We start from the raw sequence: 11899 nt of genomic DNA, 5'->3' as shown, positions 1-11899 counted from the left end.
ACGCCCTCGTCGAAGGCGAGCGTCTTGATCGGGATCAGCGCCTGATCGTGGGTGGGGGTGAGCGCCACGTCGTAGGTCGCCCGCGCCCGCTCGTGGAACAGGGTATCGGCCGGCAGCGGCCCGCGGATGTCGATGCCCTCGCTGCGGAGCGCGGCGACAGCGGGGGCCAGCACGTCGCGGTCCTCGGTGCCCATGGTGCCGGATTCGCCGGCATGCGGGTTGAGGCCCGACAGGACGAGACGGGGGGTGTCCAGACCGAAGCGGGCGCGCAGGTCGGCGTGGACGATGCGGGCGGTGCGCTCGACGAGGTCCTGCGTCAGCAGGTCCGGCACCCGGCGCAGGGCGACGTGGATCGTCACCGGCACGACGGCGAGGGTGTCGCTCCACAGCATCATCACCGGCAGCGGCGGCTCGCGGCCTTCCCTGGCGGCGAGAGCCGCCAGGAACTCGGTATGCCCCGGATGGGCGAAGCCGACCCGGGTCAGCACGAACTTGGCGATGGGGTTGGTCACGATCGCCGAGGCCACGCCGGCACGCACCAGATCGACGGCGGCGGTGATCGACTCGACGACGGCCCCGGCATTGGCCGAATCCGGCGCGCCGGGCGTGGCGGTGACGGTCGCCCCGCTCGGCAGCGGCAGCACCGGCAGGGCGCGGGGAAACACCTCGACCGCGTCGTCGGGCTCGACCTCGGCCACCGGCACCGACAGGCCGAGCCGGTAGGCGGTGGCTTCCAGGAAGGCGGGATCGCCGATGAGCTGGAACGGCGGCACCGCCCGCTCGCGCCGCAGCCGCCACGCGGCGAGCGCGATCTCCGGCCCGATCCCGGAAGGATCGCCGAGGGTGAGGGCGAGCGGTCTGTCGTCGGAGGCCATGGGCCGGCTTATAGCGCGATTTCGCCCGGCGCAGAGGGGTTTCGGGGCGCGGTTCGGGCGGCGGCGATGCAGGGCCGGCGCGCCGGACACCCTTCCGGACGAGGTCTTCGAGGCCGCCGCGCCGCGACGGGAGACCCGACCCTCACGCCTCCTCGAACGGGGCGGGCGGCACCTGAACAAAAAGCCCCGCAGCCTGTGAAGGCGCGGGGCAGGTCGAGATCGGTACCCCTTGGGAGGAGTGATCCGCAAAGTGCATATTGAATGCAGAATTACAACAGTGTCTCCGGCGATCGGCGAAAGAAAATCCTGAACGATGTGCGTCTTCGCACCTGCGGAGAACCTCACTAAGCTGGCAAATCATCGCGAAATGCGCGTCGAATGCGCCTTTCTTCTTTCCGGCCGATCTGGCAAGATCATTCTCTGAGCCTGACGGCCGGGCCGATCGTCGCCGATCGGAGGGACCATCGCCTGCGCCCGAGCCGGGCGAAAGTGTGTGCAGCGGCACCCGCACGCGGGACGGACGGCCACACATTGGAGCGATCTGCTCAAGGAGCATCATCGATGCGTGCTCTCAACGTCTTCCTGGCGGCCTTCGCCGTCGCGACCGCGGCCTTCTGGTTCTCGGTGCTGTCCTACCCGCCGCAGACGCGGGCCGCGCCGAGCGCCATCGCCGATTCCTGGCCGGTGAAGCCGAAGGCGACCCCGCCGATCGCCGACGACTACGATCCCGAATTCTGAGGAGCTTCGGCAGGCCCGAGCATCGGACCGATATCGGTGCCGGAACGATGCTTCAGATCTCGATCCGCCCGCCCCCCGGTGCGCCTCCGGCATCGAGCGCGACGCTCTTCACGATGGCGAAGACCGGGCGCCCGACCGCGAGCCCGAGGTCGCGGGCGGAGGCGCGGGTGAGGCGGGCGGCGAGCGTCGCCTCCCCGCAGGTCACCTCGACGAGGCAGGCGGTCCCCTCCTCCCGCAGGGCGGCGACCCGGCCCGGCAGGACGTTGCGGGCGCTCAGACCCTCGGGCCGCGCCAGCGCCAGCAGCACGTCGCGGGCGGGCACCCGCAGGTTCAGGCGGCGGCCCTCGGGGGCGTCGATCAGCGGCAGGTCGAGGGGGCCGGCCGGGCCGGTCAGGCGCGTCAGCCCGGCCTCCGGGTCGTGGCGCTCGACCCGCATGGCGAGCACGCTGCCGGCCTCGGCACGATCGGGGATCAGGTCGGAGCGGCGCAGCACGGCATCGACCGGGCCGCTCGCCGCCACGCGGCCGGCCTCCAGCACCACCACGGTGGAGGCGAGGCGGGCCACCTCCGCCACCGAGTGGCTGACATAGACGATCGGCAACCCCGCCTCGTCGCGCAGGCGCTCGATATAGGGCAGGATCTCGCGCTTGCGGGCCTCGTCGAGGGCCGAGAGCGGCTCGTCCATCAGCAGGAGCCGGGGCCGTGCGAGCAGGGCCCGGCCGATCGCCACCCGCTGCCGCTCGCCCCCGGACAGGCCGGCGGGGCGCCGCTCCAGCAGCGGGCCGATGCCGAGCAGGTCGGCGACCGCATCGAGATCCGGCCCGCCCGCGCCGCGGGAGAAGACGCGGCCGAAGCGCAGGTTCTGCCGCACGCTGAGATGCGGCATCAGCCGCGCCTCCTGGAACACGCAGCCGATCCGCCGCCGGTGCACCGGCACGCGGATGCCGCGGCCCGTGTCGAGCAGCACCGTGCCGTCGATGGTGATGCGCCCGCGCTCCGGCCGGGTCAGCCCGGCGATCAGGTCGATCACCGTGGTCTTGCCCGAGCCGGAGCGGCCGAACAGGGCGGTGAGCCCGGCGCCCGCGCGGAAGGCGACGTCGAGGCTGAAACCGTCGCGGCGGAGGGACACGTCGACGTCGATGGTCATGCGGCCTTCCCGAAACCATCCGGCCGGCATCTCAGAAAAGCCGGTACGGAGACAAGGGGCGCCCGCCGCGTTGTCGGCGCAGGATCGAAAAAGGCGCGCGATGATCACCGTCCACCATCTGGAGAACAGCCGCTCGCAGCGGGTGCTGTGGCTGCTCGAGGAACTGGGGCTCGACTACACGGTGACGCGCTACCCGCGCGATCCCGCGACGATGCTGGCGCCGCGGGCGCTTCGCGCGGTGCATCCGCTGGGCAAGTCGCCGGTGGTCGAGGCGGACGGCCGGGTGGTGGCGGAGACCGGCGCCATCGTCGAATTCCTGACGGCCCGCGCCGGCGGCGCCCTGGTGCCGCCGCCGGGGACGCCGGAGCGGGACCGCTACACCTACACCCTGCACTACGCCGAGGGCTCGGCGATGCCGCCGCTCCTGCTGAAGCTGGTGTTCGCGCGGCTCGCACCGGGGAGTCCCGCCCTGCTGCGCCCGCTCGTGCGGGCGATCGCCGCCCGGGTGACGGGCGGCTTCGTCGATCCGGAGCTGCGCCGCCATGCCGCCTTCTGGGAGGCGGAACTCGCCGAGCGCCCGTATTTCTGCGGGAGCGACTTCACCGCCGCCGACATCATGATGAGCTTTCCCCTCGAAGCCTTTTCCGCCCGCGGCACGGGAGCGGGGCCGCGGGTGACGGATTGGCTGGCCCGGATCCACGCGCGGCCGGCCTACCGGCGGGCGCTGGAGCGGGGCGGGCCCTACGCCTACGCGTGACGGGGACGGGCGACCGGGGCGCCCGTCACGCCCCCGCCCCGATCCGCCGGCTCATCCGCCGCGCCAGCGCCTCCGAGGCGACGAGCGCCAGCATCGAGACCGCGACCGAGATCAGGGTGAGGCGCAGCGCGCCCGCCTCCCCGCCCGGCACCTGGGTGAGGGTGTAGATCGCTGAGGGCAGGGTCTGGGTCTCGCCGGGGATGTTGGAGACGAAGGTGATCGTCGCGCCGAACTCGCCCATCGCCTTGGCGAAGGCGAGCACCGCGCCCGCGAGGATGCCGGGCAGGCTGAGCGGCAGGGTCACGCTCAGGAACACCAGCGGCGGCGCGGCCCCCAGCGTCGCCGCCGCCTGTTCCAGCCGCCGGTCCACCGCCTCGATCGACAGGCGCATCGCCCGCACCATCAGCGGAAATCCCATCACCGCGCAGGCGAGCGCCGCGCCGGTCCAGCGGAACGAGAACACGAGGCCGATCTCGGCGAGCCACGCGCCGAACACCCCGCGCCGGCCGAAGGCGAGCAGCAGCAGGTAGCCCGTCACCACCGGCGGCAGGATCAGCGGCAGGTGGACGAGGCCGTCGAGCAGGGCGTGGCCGGGAAAGCGCCGCCGCGCCAGCAGCCACGCCACCAGCAGGCCCGGCGGCAGGCTCGCCAGCGTCGCCACGGAGGCGATGCGCAGGGACAGGAGGAGGGCCGTCGTCTCGTCGGGGCTGAGGCCGAGCCAGTCGGAGGGGCCGCTCACGGCGCCCTCCCCGGAGGAGCGGGCGGGACGGGCGCGGTCATCCGCCGGGCCTCGCCCTCACAGGCCGGCGGCGGCCTTGAGGGCGGCGTTGATGCGGTCCTGCCAGCCGGGACCGTCCTTCTGGAAGTGCTCGAGCACCGCCCGGTCGAGGCGCAGGGACACGGTCTCGCGCGTGCCGGGAATGACCGGCGCCCTGGGCGCCTCCGGCGCGGCCTCGGGAGTCTTGCGCGTCACCGCCCGGAAGGCGGCCTCGGCCGCTTGACGGGGATCGCTCGGGCGGCGGGTACGGTCGATCGCCATGGGGTTCAGGCCGTCGCCTTCTTGCGGCCGCGCTTGGGCGCGGGGGGATTGGCGGCGCGCTCCGCGGCCTCCTCGGCTTCCTTGGCGAGCCGCAGGGCCCGCAGGCGCACGGTGCGCTCGTCCACGGCCTTCACCGCAGCCAGATGCTCGGCCATGGCCTGCTGGCCCTCACGGGCCATGCGCTCGGCCCGCTCGGCGCGCTCCGCTGCGCGGGTCTTGGCGTCGATGTCGTCGCTCATAAAAGTTCTTTCGGCGAGAACGCGCGCCGCGTGAAGTCCCGGCGGCGGCACGCTGCGTCCCGACGCGGAAGGGATCGGGCGTGGGACGGCAAAAACCCCCGAGCGGGACCGTCGAGGATTGCTGCCTCCGGGCTTAGCACGAAAGCGCCGGCAAAGACCAATTCGGCGGGAGCGGGGCCGGTTTTCCCCCGCTGTTCGCGCGGGTCACGGCGCGGGTCACGGTCAGTCCCGGTCACTCCCGGTCGGCGCGCCGGAGGGACCAGTGCAGGATGCCCTGCGCGTCGACGAGCCAGAGGGCGTTCGCCCGCTCGTCCTTGGTCGAGAGATCCTGCGCGTTGGCGAGACGCACGGCCTCGCTCGGGCTGGCCGCGGTGATCGTCTCCTCGAACAGCGGAGGCCCGATCTGGCCGTCGGCCGCGCGATGGGCGCCCTTGAGAACGAAGACCGGCATGCATCCTCCCGTTGCCCGCTGCATAGAGCATCGTCCCGAAAGGTGGCCGCCGGCTTTCGGAAAAGACGATGCAAAACAAAAGGCTCGAGCATCGTCCTGGATCCGATATCCAGGACGATGCTCTAGCGCCGAGCGGCCGGCGGCGCCCGCGCGGGGACGAGCGAGAGGATGTGACTTTCGCGCGTGCCGGTGCTCCCGTACAACCGCGCGACAGGAGCCCGAATGACGTCCAGCCTTCTTCGCCGCAAGCCCTTGCACCGGGAGCCCGGCGAAGAGCGGCGGCTCGCCCGCACGCTGAGCTGGCCCCATCTCGTGGCGCTCGGTGTCGGCGCGATCGTCGGGACCGGCATCCTCACGCTCATCGGCGTCGGGGCGGCCAAGGCCGGGCCGGCGGTGATCCTGTCGTTCGCCATCGCCGGGGCGATCTGCGCCTGCGCCGCGCTCGCCTATGCCGAGATGGCGACGATGATCCCGGTCTCGGGCAGCGCCTACACCTACAGCTACGTCGTGCTCGGCGAGTTGCTGGCCTGGATCATCGGCTGGAGCCTGATCCTCGAATACTCGCTCGTCGTGAGCGCGGTGGCCGTCGGCTGGTCCGGCTACGCCGCGCCCCTGCTGGAGGGCCTTTTCGGAGTTCCCAGGGCGCTGATGCAGGCGCCGGATGCCGGCGGTATCGTCAACCTCCCCGCGATCGGCATCATCGTCCTCGTCGCCGTGCTGCTCCTGCGCGGCACGCGGGAGAGCGCCACGGTCAACGCCGCCCTTGTTCTGGTGAAGATCGCCGCGCTCGTCGTCTTCGTCGCCCTCGCGCTGCCGGCCTTCGATGCCGCCCATCTCGAACCGTTCGATCCCTACGGCTTCTCCAAGAGCGTGGGGGCCGACGGGGTCGAGCGCGGCATCATGGCCGCGGCCGCGATCATCTTCTTCGCCTTCTACGGCTTCGACGCCATCGCCACCGCCGCGGAGGAGACGCGCAATCCGGGGCGCGACCTGACGATCGGCATCGTCGGATCGATGGCGGCCTGCGTCCTGATCTACGTCGCCGTCGCGGTCGCCGCGGTGGGCGCCGTGTCCTACACCCGGTTCGCCGACAGCCCGGACCCGCTGGCGCTGATCCTGCGCGAACTCGGCCGGCCGCTCGCGGCGCAGTATCTCGCCGCCTCGGCCGTGATCGCGCTGCCGACCGTCATCCTCGCCTTCTTCTACGGGCAGAGCCGCATCTTCTTCACCATGGCCCGCGACGGGATGCTGCCGCAGAGCCTCGCCAGCGTCTCGTCCGCCGGCACGCCGGTGCGGATCACCCTCTTCACCGCGGCCGTCGTGATCGTGCTCGCCGGGCTCGTCCCGCTGGGGGAACTCGCGGCGCTCGCCAATGCCGGGACGCTCGCGGCGTTCATCGCGGTCGCGGCGTGCATGCTGGTCATGCGCGTGCGCGCGCCCGATGCCCCCCGCACCTTCCGCGCGCCGGCCCCCTGGCTCGTCGGCCCGGCCGCGATTGTCGGATGCGGGTATCTGTTCTTCAGCCTGCCCGCGACGACCCAGCTCTGGTTCGTGGTCTGGAACGTCCTCGGACTGGTGATCTACGCCCTCTACGGCCGCCGGAACGCGGTCGTCGCGGGCTGATCGGCGGCGAGGTCGCGCAACACGGCCGGCATCATCTCCGGCAGATCCTCGGCGATGAGCCCCGGCCCGAACCGCAACCCCGCATCGCCGTGGAGCCAGACGGCGGCGCAGGCCGCCTCGAACGGCTCCATTCCCTGCGCCAGCAGCCCGGCGACGAGGCCGCCGAGCACGTCGCCGGAGCCGGCGGTGCCGAGATGCGGCGTGCCGTGATCGTTGATCGCCGCGCGCCCGTCGGGCGCCGCGATCACCGTGTCGGCCCCCTTGAGCACCACCACCGCCCCGGCGATCTCCGCTGCCCGCGCCGTCCGCTCGGTCTTGGTCAGCACCTCCGCCACCGCCTCGGTGCCGGAGAACAGCCGCGCGAACTCGCCCTCGTGCGGCGTGAGCACCGCCCGCGCCTCGCCGTCGCGGATGTGGCGGGCCAGCGTGCGCACCTCGCTGCGGAAGCTCGTGAGCGCGTCGGCGTCGAGCACCAGGGCGCGGCCGGCATTCGCCGCCACCGCGACGAGGTCGCAGGTGGCCGGGCCGGTGCCGAGGCCGGGGCCGAGGAGCAGCGCGTTCAGCCGCTCGTCGGCCAGCATGTCGTCGAGGTCGTCGGCATCCTCGCAGGCCCGCAGCATGATCGCGGTGAGGTGGGCGGCGTTCTCCGCCAGCGCCGAGGCGGGCGAGGCTACGGTGACGAGGCCCGCGCCGACCCGCAGCGCCCCGCGGGCGGCGAGCCGGGCCGCGCCGGTGCGGTAGGCCGGGCCCGACAGCACCAGGGCGTGGCCGCGGGTGTATTTGTGGCTGCCGGCGGTGAGACGCGGCAGCGTCCACAGGCCGGGGGCGTTGCGAGACAGCGCGCGGGCCTCCCCGGCGATGCCGGCGGCGAGGGCGGCCTCGCCCGTGCCGATCTCGGCGACGTGCAGGGCGCCGCAATGGCTGCGGCCGGGCTGGAGCAGGTGGCCGGGCTTGAGCGCGACGAAGGTCACCGTCTCGGTCGCCGCGACGGCGAGCCCGCGCACGGCGCCGCTGTCGCCGTCGATGCCGCTCGGCACGTCCACGGCCAGCACGGGAACGCCCGAGCGGTTCACGGCCTCCACCAGGGCGCGGGCCAGGCCGTCGAGATTGCGGCTGAGGCCGGCACCGAAGAGGGCGTCGATCACGAGGTCGGCCGCCGGGATCTCGGCCTCCGCCGCGCCGACCGGACCGGTCCAAGCGCCGGCCGCGAGCGCCGCGTCGCCCTTGAGCGCGGCGCGCTCGCCGAGCAGGCGCAGATCGATCCGGTAGCCGGCTTCTCCGAGCAGGCGGGCGGCGACGAAGCCGTCGCCGCCGTTGTTGCCGGGGCCGCACAGGACGAGGATCCGCCCGCCCTCCGGCACCAGGGCGCGGGCTCGCGCCGCGACGGCGGCGCCCGCCGCCTCCATCAGGGTCAGTCCCGAGATCCCGCCCGCGATCGCGGCGGCATCGACCCGCCGCATCGCCTCAACGGTGAGCAGCCGATCCGCGATCCTCGGGGATTTTACCGGTTCATGCATGCAACTGGCTCACGGTCTGCCCGAAAATTCATCCGTTTCGGCGCGAATGCCTACATATTCCGCTTGGTTTGCACATTCCGTGCGCAACTAACCGGCCGGGCCATCCAAATCGCCGTGGCGGTCGCGGAGCGGCGATGGTACATAATTGGCGGATCGAAGGACTAGGCGGATCGGGCTTTTCCGGATGAAGAAGATCGAGGCGATCATCAAGCCGTTCAAGCTCGACGAGGTGAAGGAAGCCCTCCAGGAGGTCGGCCTGCAGGGCATCACCGTGATCGAGGCGAAGGGGTTTGGCCGCCAGAAGGGCCACACCGAACTCTACCGCGGCGCCGAGTACGTCGTGGACTTCCTGCCGAAGGTGAAGCTGGAGATCGTGCTCTCCGACGCCCTCGTCGAAGGCGCCGTCGAAGCGATCCGCAAGTCGGCCCAGACCGGCCGTATCGGCGACGGCAAGATCTTCGTTTCGACGATCGAGGAAGCCATCCGCATCCGCACCGGCGAGACCGGTTCCGACGCGATCTGACCCCGACGGCCCCGTTCTCCTGGCCCGCTTCGTGAAGGGCCGGGCGCGTCCGCGCTTCGAGAGAAAGCGCCGTAGCCGAGCGACGCCGTGCCCGATCTCGACCGCATCGTCAAAGACATCGCCGAGGAGATGCGGGCCCGGCCCGACCGCGGCACGGTGGCGAGCTACATCCCTGAACTCGCCCGCGTCGATCCGCAGGCCTTCGGCCTCGTCGTCATCGACGGCGACGGCCGGGTCGCGGCCGGGGGCGACGCCGACATCCCCTTCTCGATCCAGAGCATCTCCAAGGTCTTCACCCTGACGCTCGCGCTCGGCATGGTCGGCGATCGGCTCTGGCGCCGGGTCGGCCGCGAGCCCTCGGGCAGCCCGTTCAACTCGATCGTCCAGCTGGAGCGGGAGAACGGCATCCCGCGCAATCCCTTCATCAACGCGGGCGCCATCGCCGTCACCGACGTGATCCTCTCCGGCCACCAGCCGCGGGAGGCACTCGGCGAGATCCTGCGCTTCATGCAGTTCCTGGCGCAGGACGACCGCATCGCCATCGACGAGCGCGTCGCGGCCTCCGAGAAGCGCACGGGCTTCCGCAACGCGGCGCTCGCCAACTACATGCGCTCGTTCGGCGTGATCGAGAATCCGGTCGATTTCACGCTCGGCGTCTACTTCCACCACTGCGCCATCGCCATGAGCTGCCGCCAGCTCGCCACCGCCGGGCTGTTCCTGGCCTATTCCGGCCAGCATCCGCTCGCCGGGCACTCGGTGATCTCGTCCGAGCGGGCGCGGCGCATCAACGCCATCATGCTCACCTGCGGCCACTACGACGGCTCGGGCGACTTCGCCTACCGCGTCGGCCTGCCCGGCAAGAGCGGCGTCGGCGGCGGTATCCTGGCCGTCGCGCCGGGGCGTGCTTCGATCTGCGTCTGGTCGCCGGGGCTGGACGCCGCGGGCAACTCCCATCTCGGCCGCATCGCCCTGGAGATGCTGGTGAAACGGACGGGGTGGTCGATCTTCGGGGTGTGAGGCTCACGCTTCGCCTTTGCGAGGCGGAGCCGAAGCAATCCCGATCGCAACCTCTCCGGATGATGCGGAGCCCTGGATCGGTTCGGCTTCGCCTCGCGATGACGGCGTGACGCGACCCGACAAAAAACCGCCCCCGCCTGGCGGCGGGAGCGGCCTGTCTCAAGCCTGATATTCGGCCTCGAAAGTCCTTACGCGACGGCCTTCTGCGCCGCTTCGGCGGGAAGCGGAACCTCGGAGATCGTCTTCAGAACCTGCGAGGCGATCTGGTAGGGGTCGCCCATGGAGTTCGGACGGCGGTCCTCAAGGTAGCCCTTGTAGCCGTTGTTGACGAAGGAGTGGGGCACGCGCACCGAGGCGCCGCGGTCGGCCACGCCGTAGGAGAACTTGTTCCACGGCGCCGTCTCGTGCTTGCCGGTCAGGCGCATGTGGTTGTCGGGGCCGTAGACGGCGATGTGGTCGTCGAGGTTGCGCTCGAAGGCCGCCATGACCGCCTCGAAATACTCCTTGCCGCCGGTCTCGCGCATGAACGTCGTCGAGAAGTTGCAGTGCATGCCCGAGCCGTTCCAGTCGGTGTCGCCGAGCGGCTTGCAGTGGTACTCGATGTCGATCTCGTAGCTCTCGCACAGGCGCTGCAGCAGGTAGCGCGCCATCCACATCTCGTCGGCGGCCCGCTTCGAGCCCTTGCCGAAGATCTGGAACTCCCACTGGCCCTTGGCCACCTCGGCGTTGATGCCCTCGTGGTTGATGCCGGCGGCGAGGCAGAGGTCGAGATGCTCCTCGACGATCTTGCGCGCCACGGGGCCGACATTCGAGGCGCCGACGCCGCAATAGTACGGGCCCTGCGGGGCGGGGTAGCCGGACTCGGGGAAGCCGAGCGGGCGGCCGTTCTTGTAGAGGAAGTACTCCTGCTCGAAGCCGAACCAGGCGCCGGCGTCGTCCAGCACGGTGGCGCGCTTGTTCGACGGGTGCGGGGTCTTGCCGTCCGGCATCATCACTTCGCACAGCACCAGCACGCCGTTGGTGCGGGCCGGGTCGGGGAAGTGGCGCACGGGCTTCAGCACGCAGTCGGAGGACGAGCCCTCGGCCTGCTGCGTCGAGCTGCCGTCGAAGCCCCAGAGCGGGAGCTGCTCGAAGGTCGGGAAGCTGTCGTACTCCTTGATCTGCGTCTTGCCGCGCAGGTTCGGAGTGGGCGTGTAGCCGTCGAGCCAGATGTACTCGAGCTTAAACTTGGTCATTCCGAGTCTCTCGTACCTTGAGGATCCGTGTCCTGACGAAACCTTTTCCGGAACCGGCGCCTTTGAGAGCCTGCCTCCCCGTCGGAGCGCGTCCGGCAGGGAGCTACCCCGCCGCATCCGAGACGCCGATCCACGGTGAAGAGCAGGACGCCAGCCCGACCCCCGGGCGCCCGCATGCGTGCGAACGCTCCGGCCAGCCCTAAGCACGTCGCGTGCCAATCGTCGCAGTATCGTCATGGGCGATCCTGCGGCAAAATTGACCGCCGCGGCGGCACGATCGGAAACGAAACACCGCGAACGTCCCGCGATCACGTGGATTTTTTGCCTTCCGACGGGTGGCAACCGCGGAGCGCGGACGATATCGTCCGCGCCGGCCGGCAGGACCGGCCGGGGGTGCGAGAGGGGGCCGGTACCCGGATCAGGAACGACGCCGCGGACGCCGCGCCGCCCCTTCCGAGATCTCCCGCTCTTCCGATCAGCCCCTCGCGCCGCAGGAACGGACCGGCTAGACCGGCGCCCCGACCCGGCGGATGGCTCACCGCCCGCCCTCAGACTTTGCCGAGGAGACGTACAGCATGACTACGGCCGCCGATGTGCTGAAGGCCATCAGGGACAACGACGTGAAGTACGTCGACTTCCGCTTCACCGACCCGCGCGGGAAGTGGCAGCACGTGACCTTCGACGTCTCCCTGGTCGATGACGAGATCTTCCAGGACGGCACGATGTTCGACGGCTCGT

At 71.4% G+C, this 11899-nt stretch carries 14 protein-coding genes; 6 read left to right on the top strand and 8 right to left on the bottom strand.

Annotated elements, in window-relative coordinates:
- Window positions 1-875: 4-hydroxythreonine-4-phosphate dehydrogenase PdxA (gene pdxA / locus MFF42_RS21085; protein WP_238257495.1), on the bottom strand; the 875-nt coding region annotated here is incomplete at its 3' end.
- Between the two features lie 561 nt (window positions 876-1436).
- Between pdxA and MFF42_RS21080 the strand changes: the two genes are divergently transcribed.
- Window positions 1437-1613: a hypothetical protein gene (locus MFF42_RS21080; protein WP_238257494.1), complete on the top strand. Its 177-nt coding sequence runs from the start codon at window positions 1437-1439 to the stop codon at window positions 1611-1613.
- Between the two features lie 52 nt (window positions 1614-1665).
- Here MFF42_RS21080 and modC read toward each other — a convergent pair whose 3' ends face one another.
- Complete coding sequence (modC, locus tag MFF42_RS21075) at window positions 1666-2760, bottom strand: molybdenum ABC transporter ATP-binding protein (RefSeq protein WP_238257493.1); 1095 nt, start codon at window positions 2758-2760, stop codon at window positions 1666-1668.
- 100 nt (window positions 2761-2860) lie between these two features.
- Here modC and MFF42_RS21070 point away from each other — a divergent pair, with 100 nt between their 5' ends.
- Window positions 2861-3517, top strand: coding sequence for a glutathione S-transferase (locus MFF42_RS21070; protein ID WP_238257492.1), 657 nt, complete (start codon window positions 2861-2863; stop codon window positions 3515-3517).
- Window positions 3518-3542: 25 nt separating this feature from the next.
- Here the strand turns inward: MFF42_RS21070 and modB are convergent, their stop codons facing one another.
- The 4 genes from modB to MFF42_RS21050 form a co-directional block, all read right to left on the bottom strand.
- Window positions 3543-4256, bottom strand: a complete 714-nt coding sequence (gene modB / locus MFF42_RS21065; RefSeq protein ID WP_238257491.1) for a molybdate ABC transporter permease subunit — start codon at window positions 4254-4256, stop codon at window positions 3543-3545.
- A gap of 57 nt (window positions 4257-4313) precedes the next feature.
- Window positions 4314-4556, bottom strand: coding sequence for a BrnA antitoxin family protein (locus tag MFF42_RS21060; protein ID WP_238257490.1), 243 nt, complete (start codon window positions 4554-4556; stop codon window positions 4314-4316).
- A 5-nt stretch (window positions 4557-4561) separates the two neighbouring features.
- Complete coding sequence (locus MFF42_RS21055) at window positions 4562-4795, bottom strand: hypothetical protein (protein ID WP_003605770.1); 234 nt, start codon at window positions 4793-4795, stop codon at window positions 4562-4564.
- 232 nt (window positions 4796-5027) lie between these two features.
- Window positions 5028-5246, bottom strand: coding sequence for a hypothetical protein (locus MFF42_RS21050; RefSeq protein WP_238257489.1), 219 nt, complete (start codon window positions 5244-5246; stop codon window positions 5028-5030).
- A gap of 222 nt (window positions 5247-5468) precedes the next feature.
- On the opposite strand from MFF42_RS21050, the gene MFF42_RS21045 reads away from it, so the two are divergent.
- Window positions 5469-6869: an amino acid permease gene (locus MFF42_RS21045; protein ID WP_238257488.1), complete on the top strand. Its 1401-nt coding sequence runs from the start codon at window positions 5469-5471 to the stop codon at window positions 6867-6869.
- Here the strand turns inward: MFF42_RS21045 and MFF42_RS21040 are convergent.
- The gene (locus tag MFF42_RS21040; protein ID WP_238257487.1) at window positions 6836-8386 is read right to left on the bottom strand and encodes an NAD(P)H-hydrate dehydratase; all 1551 of its coding nucleotides are present in this window, start codon (window positions 8384-8386) and stop codon (window positions 6836-6838) included. The two genes, MFF42_RS21045 and MFF42_RS21040, sit on opposite strands and share 34 nt — an antisense overlap.
- A gap of 184 nt (window positions 8387-8570) precedes the next feature.
- Between MFF42_RS21040 and MFF42_RS21035 the strand changes: the two genes are divergently transcribed.
- A complete protein-coding gene (locus MFF42_RS21035; protein ID WP_009866062.1) occupies window positions 8571-8909 on the top strand; it encodes a P-II family nitrogen regulator in 339 nt (112 codons plus the stop codon).
- An 87-nt stretch (window positions 8910-8996) separates the two neighbouring features.
- Entirely contained in the window at window positions 8997-9926 is a 930-nt protein-coding gene (locus tag MFF42_RS21030) for a glutaminase (protein ID WP_238257486.1), read from the top strand.
- Window positions 9927-10114: 188 nt separating this feature from the next.
- Here MFF42_RS21030 and MFF42_RS21025 read toward each other — a convergent pair whose 3' ends face one another.
- Window positions 10115-11161 (bottom strand): glutamine synthetase beta-grasp domain-containing protein, encoded by a 1047-nt coding sequence (locus MFF42_RS21025; protein WP_238257485.1) that lies wholly within the window; start codon window positions 11159-11161, stop codon window positions 10115-10117.
- A 575-nt stretch (window positions 11162-11736) separates the two neighbouring features.
- Between MFF42_RS21025 and MFF42_RS21020 the strand changes: the two genes are divergently transcribed.
- Window positions 11737-11899, top strand: a 163-nt coding sequence (locus MFF42_RS21020; protein ID WP_238257496.1) for a glutamine synthetase beta-grasp domain-containing protein, incomplete at its 3' end; no start/stop codon positions are given.

It is taken from the genome of Methylorubrum podarium, from assembly GCF_022179745.1.
Taxonomy (GTDB): Bacteria; Pseudomonadota; Alphaproteobacteria; order Rhizobiales; family Beijerinckiaceae; genus Methylobacterium; species Methylobacterium podarium.
Note: the sequence above shows the minus strand (reverse complement) of the source record. Positions and strands in the feature narration are given on the sequence as shown.

Excerpts from the sequence above, each read along its gene's own strand:
- modC (WP_238257493.1), bottom strand. The coding sequence starts at position 2,760 with ATGACCATCGACGTCGACGTGTCCCTCCGCCGCGACGGTTTCAGCCTC.
- MFF42_RS21060 (WP_238257490.1), bottom strand. The coding sequence starts at position 4,556 with ATGGCGATCGACCGTACCCGCCGCCCGAGCGATCCCCGTCAAGCGGCC.
- MFF42_RS21040 (WP_238257487.1), bottom strand. The coding sequence starts at position 8,386 with ATGCATGAACCGGTAAAATCCCCGAGGATCGCGGATCGGCTGCTCACC.
- MFF42_RS21055 (WP_003605770.1), bottom strand. The coding sequence starts at position 4,795 with ATGAGCGACGACATCGACGCCAAGACCCGCGCAGCGGAGCGCGCCGAG.
- MFF42_RS21050 (WP_238257489.1), bottom strand. The coding sequence starts at position 5,246 with ATGCCGGTCTTCGTTCTCAAGGGCGCCCATCGCGCGGCCGACGGCCAG.
- MFF42_RS21035 (WP_009866062.1), top strand. The coding sequence starts at position 8,571 with ATGAAGAAGATCGAGGCGATCATCAAGCCGTTCAAGCTCGACGAGGTG.
- MFF42_RS21080 (WP_238257494.1), top strand. The coding sequence starts at position 1,437 with ATGCGTGCTCTCAACGTCTTCCTGGCGGCCTTCGCCGTCGCGACCGCG.
- MFF42_RS21045 (WP_238257488.1), top strand. The coding sequence starts at position 5,469 with ATGACGTCCAGCCTTCTTCGCCGCAAGCCCTTGCACCGGGAGCCCGGC.
- MFF42_RS21025 (WP_238257485.1), bottom strand. The coding sequence starts at position 11,161 with ATGACCAAGTTTAAGCTCGAGTACATCTGGCTCGACGGCTACACGCCC.
- MFF42_RS21070 (WP_238257492.1), top strand. The coding sequence starts at position 2,861 with ATGATCACCGTCCACCATCTGGAGAACAGCCGCTCGCAGCGGGTGCTG.